This is a genomic window from Xanthobacter sp. BG11Y11_SDJG, from assembly GCF_057364445.1.
On the sequence record NZ_JBNFNU010000341.1, the window covers coordinates 1 to 4,579 of the forward strand.

At 68.6% G+C, this 4,579-nt stretch carries 5 protein-coding genes; 2 read left to right on the forward strand and 3 right to left on the reverse strand.

All coding sequences use genetic code 11. The features are described from left to right. Window positions 1-84: 84 nt before the first annotated feature. Window positions 85-783 carry a response regulator transcription factor gene (locus AC2W7M_RS20210; RefSeq protein ID WP_394021875.1) on the reverse strand — a complete coding sequence of 233 codons (699 nt, stop codon included), beginning with the start codon at window positions 781-783 and terminating at the stop codon, window positions 85-87. A 381-nt stretch (window positions 784-1,164) separates the two neighbouring features. Between AC2W7M_RS20210 and AC2W7M_RS20215 the strand changes: the two genes are divergently transcribed. Both AC2W7M_RS20215 and AC2W7M_RS20220 read left to right on the forward strand, forming a co-directional pair. Continuing rightward, on the forward strand, window positions 1,165-1,884 hold the full coding sequence (locus AC2W7M_RS20215) for a HugZ family pyridoxamine 5'-phosphate oxidase (protein WP_486134408.1): 720 nt from the start codon (window positions 1,165-1,167) through the stop codon (window positions 1,882-1,884). Between the two features lie 130 nt (window positions 1,885-2,014). Then, the gene (locus tag AC2W7M_RS20220; RefSeq protein ID WP_486134410.1) at window positions 2,015-3,628 is read left to right on the forward strand and encodes a phosphoenolpyruvate carboxykinase; all 1,614 of its coding nucleotides are present in this window, start codon (window positions 2,015-2,017) and stop codon (window positions 3,626-3,628) included. 64 nt (window positions 3,629-3,692) lie between these two features. On the opposite strand, the gene AC2W7M_RS20225 is transcribed toward AC2W7M_RS20220, so the two are convergent. Both AC2W7M_RS20225 and AC2W7M_RS20230 read right to left on the reverse strand, forming a co-directional pair. Next, window positions 3,693-4,019 (reverse strand): YnfA family protein, encoded by a 327-nt coding sequence (locus AC2W7M_RS20225; protein WP_486134414.1) that lies wholly within the window; start codon window positions 4,017-4,019, stop codon window positions 3,693-3,695. Continuing rightward, the coding region (locus AC2W7M_RS20230; protein WP_486134412.1) for a 4-(cytidine 5'-diphospho)-2-C-methyl-D-erythritol kinase at window positions 4,019-4,579 on the reverse strand (561 nt) is incomplete at its 5' end. The genes AC2W7M_RS20230 and AC2W7M_RS20225, both read right to left, overlap by 1 nt.

Below are 4,579 nucleotides of genomic sequence, written 5' to 3' on the forward strand. Positions count from 1 at the left end.
GCCCGCGGCGCCCAGCCGGCGGGCGGGGATCTCGGGCTCGTCATCGTCCGCGCCGGAGCGCGGCGCGACGCGCTGGGGGGGCGCTCATTCCTTGAAGCGGTAGCCCACGCCGTAGAGGGTCTCGATCATCTCGAAGCTGTCGTCCACGGACTTGAACTTCTTGCGCAGGCGCTTGATGTGGCTGTCGATGGTGCGGTCGTCCACATAGACCTGATCGTCATAGGCGGCGTCCATGAGGGCGTTGCGGCTCTTCACGACGCCGGGGCGCTGGGCCAGCGCCTGGAGGATCAGGAACTCGGTGACGGTCAGGGTCACCGGCTCGCCCTTCCAGGTGCAGGTGTGGCGCTCGGGGTCCATGCGCAGGTTGCCGCGCTCCAGGACCTTGGCGCTGTCGACCTCGCGCGGGACCGAGCCGTCCTTGGCGCCGACCCGGCGCAGCACCGCCTTCACGCGCTCCACCAGCAGGCGCTGGGAGAACGGCTTCTTGATGAAGTCGTCGGCGCCCATCTTGAGGCCGAACAGCTCGTCGATCTCCTCGTCCTTGGAGGTGAGGAAGATCACCGGCATGTCGGTCTTCTGGCGCAGGCGCCGCAGCAGTTCCATGCCGTCCATGCGGGGCATCTTGATGTCCAGGATGGCGAGGTCCGGCGGGTTGGTCTTGAAGCCGTCGAGCGCCGAGGCGCCGTCCGTATAGGTGTCGATGCGATAGCCCTCCGCCTCCAGTGCGATGGACACCGAGGTGAGGATGTTGCGGTCGTCGTCGACGAGGGCGATGGTGGGCATGACACCTCTTTTATCAACCGTCCGGGGCTTCAGCCGCCCGAACCGGCCGACCATATCGGCGGCCTGATGCGGGTGAACCCGGTTCGCGTGGCCGAAATGTGACACGCAAGCGGAGAGGCAAGATAGATAGCGGGATTCTCGGTGAACGCCAAATTGTGGCAAAGCCGCCCGCGGCCTTTGCGCTGTCTGGAATCGGAACACCTCCAATCAAAGGCCCCCCGCGGGTTGGGTCGCCGCCCGCCAATCCTTCCGGCACAACGGGTGGCGGCCGGTGCGGGCGGCGCGGTGCCGCCCGTGCGACACCGGCCGCAGGCGGCGCGCGCTTGCCTGGCGCGCGCGGACGAGGCCATGGTCCGCGAACGAGAACGGGGAGGGCCATCCATGTCCGACGCTGCCGCTACCGCTGTCCGCCGGCTGATCCGGGAGGCGCGCTTCGGCGCCATCGGCACGCTGGAGGAAAGCGGGCGCCCTACACTTCGCTGGCGGCAGTGGCGACCGACGAAGCCGCGGCCGGCGACCTTCCTCATCTCCCGCCTCGCCAAGCACACCAAGAACATCGCCCGCGATCCGCGCATCTCGCTCCTGGTGGCTGCGGCTGGCGCCGCCGATCCCATGAATGCGCCGCGCGCGAGCCTGCTCGGCCGCATCGCTCCGGCCGGCGGCGATGCCCGTCCGCGCTTCCTGGCGCGCCATGCGGACGCTGCCGGCTATGCGGACTTCGCCGATTTCGCCTTCTACCGCATGGAGGTGGACAGCGCGCATCTGGTCGAGGGGTTCGGGCGCATCGTCGATGTGCCAGGCGCCAGACTGCTCACCGACTGGAGCGCGGCCGCAGACCTCCGGGCAGCGGCCGAAGGCATCATCTCCCACATGAATGCCGATCACGCCGACGCGGTGGCGCTGTATGCCACAAGGCTGCTGGGTGCGCCCGCCGGCGACTGGCGGATGATGGCCATCGACCCCGACGGCTGCGAACTCGCCTGGGGCGATCTTGTGCGGCGGCTCGACTTTGCCGAGCAATGCGCCAATTCTGCTGCAGTGCGAAAGGAATTGGTGCGGCTTGTCGGCGAGGCGCGCCGCGACAATGCGGCGTCCATCTAAACGTTTTGAATGACATTTTCTTGGCAGCTGGAACGCTCTAGTCTTGAGTGCGCTTCATACTGGATGCAGAAGACATCCCGGCGGAGCTATGCCGGCATAATGCCGCTGGGAAACTTGAGGAGGGCCGTTCGTGCTCGAAACTGGACATCGCAACAGGGCCTGCGGCGCGGACGCCTTCGGCCTGCGCAATCTCGCCGGGGTTCACTGGAACCTGCAGGCGCCTGAGCTCTACGAGCACGCGCTGGCGAAGCATGAAGGAAAGCTCTCCTCCGGCGGCGCGCTGATGGCGGAGACCGGAGTCCATACCGGCCGCAGCCCCAAGGACAAGTTCGTGGTGTGCGATGCGTCCACGGAAGGCGAGGTCTGGTGGGACAATAACGGCGCCATCACCCCCGCCCAGTTCGAGACGCTCTACCAGGACTTCCTGAAGGCGGCCGAAGGCAAGGAGCTGTTCGCGCAGGACCTCTATGGCGGCGCCGATCCCTCGTGCCGCATCAAGGCGCGCGTCTACACCGAGTACGCTTGGCACTCTTTGTTCATCCGCACCATGCTGCGCCGGCCGGAGCGGTCCGAGCTCGACAGCTACGTGCCGGACATGACCATCATCGACCTGCCGAACTTCAAGGCCGATCCGGCCCGCCACGGCGTGCGCTCCGAGACCATCATCGCCGTCGATTTCACGCGCGGCATCGTGCTGATCGGCTCCTCGTCCTATGCGGGCGAGATGAAGAAATCGGTCTTCACCTTCCTCAACTACCTGCTGCCCAAGAAGGGCATCATGCCGATGCACTGCTCGGCGAATGTCGGCGAAGCCGGCGACGTCTGCCTGTTCTTCGGCCTCTCCGGCACCGGCAAGACCACGCTCTCGGCCGATCCGAACCGCACCCTGCTGGGCGATGACGAGCACGGCTGGAGCCCGGACGGCGTCTTCAATTTCGAGGGCGGCTGCTACGCCAAGACCATCCGCCTCTCCAAGGAGGCGGAGCCGGAGATTTTCGACGCCTCCAACCGCTTCGGGACGGTGCTCGAGAACGTGATCCTCGATCCGGAGACCCGCGTTCCGGACTTCGACGACGGGCGGCTCACCGAGAACACCCGCTCCTGCTATCCGCTGGACTTCATCCCCAATGCGAGCCCGACCGGGCGCGCGGGCATGCCGAAGAACCTCGTCATGCTGACCTGCGATGCGTTCGGCGTGCTGCCGCCCATCGCCAAGCTCACGCCGGCGCAGGCCATGTACCACTTCCTGTCCGGCTACACCGCGAAGGTCGCCGGCACGGAAAAGGGCGTGAAGGACCCGGAGGCCACCTTCTCCACCTGCTTCGGCGCGCCCTTCATGCCGCGCCATCCCTCGGTCTACGGCAACATGCTGCGCGACCTCATCGCCAAGCATGGCGTCGACTGCTGGCTGGTGAACACCGGCTGGACCGGCGGCAAGTTCGGCGTCGGCCGCCGCATGCCCATCAAGGTCACGCGCACGCTGCTCACCGGCGCCCTCGACGGCTCGCTGAAGAACGTGTCCTACCGCACCGATCCCTATTTCGGCTTCGCGGTGCCGACCTCGGTGCCGGGCATCGAGCCGCACATCCTCTATCCGTCCAAGACCTGGGCGGACAAGGCGGACTTCGACGCCACCGCGCGCCGGCTCGTCGCCATGTTCCAGGAGAACTTCGGCAAGTTCGAGAAGCACGTGGATGCGGCGGTTCTGGACGCCCAGCCGCAGGTGCGCCTCGCCGCGGAGTGAGCGCGACCCGATCGTGACGGGCGACGGGGCGGCTTCGGCCGCCCCGTTTGCGTTCCGGCGCCCGCTACGCCCGCGGGCCGAAGATGATGACGGCCGCGCCCAGGATGCAGAGCGCCGCGCCGACCGCGTCGAACCGGTCCGGCCGCACACCCTCCACGGCCCACATCCAGGCGAGCGAGGCGAGGATATAGACGCCGCCATAGGCCGCGAAGGCGCGTCCCGCGGCTTCCGCCTCCACCTGGGTCAGGGCCAGCGCGAACACGGCGAGGCTCGCCATGCCCGGCAGCAGCCACCACGGCGACCCGCCAGCGCGCACCACATGCCAGAAGGCGAAGCAGCCGGCGATCTCGGTCAGGGCGGCGAGGAGAAAGGCGGGGAGCGTCACCGGCATCACCTCAGCATGGTCGGCTTGACCCACCAGGACGGCTCCGCCGCCTTGACGCGGCGCGCCAGCGCGGCGGCGGCGCGGCAGTCGGCGGTGAGGGCGAAGACCGTGGCGCCCGAGCCCGACATGCGCACCAGCTGCGCTTCCGGGCCCCGGGCCAGCAGCGCCTTCGCCGTGCCGATGGCGGGCGCGATCACCAGCGCCGGCGGCTCCAGATCGTTCGGCAAAGCGCGGATGGCGGCCAGCAGCCCCTCGGCGTCCGATGGCAGAACATCGGGATGGTCGGGGCCGTCGAGGGGTGAGCCCGGCGCGAGGCCGAGCGCCTTGAATACCGGGGCGGTCGGCACCGCCGCCCCGCAATTGACGAGAACGCACGCGAGCGCGGCAATCCGCAGTGGCGCCGACAGCATCTCGCCCCGCCCGCGCATGAGGCGCGCGCGCGGATCGAGACAGACCGGAACGTCGGAGCCGATGTCCCGCGCCACCGCGAACAGGCGCGGATCGTCGGCCGGCAGGTCGTTGAGCCGCGCCAGCAGCCGCAGGGCCGCCGCCGCATCCGCCGAGCC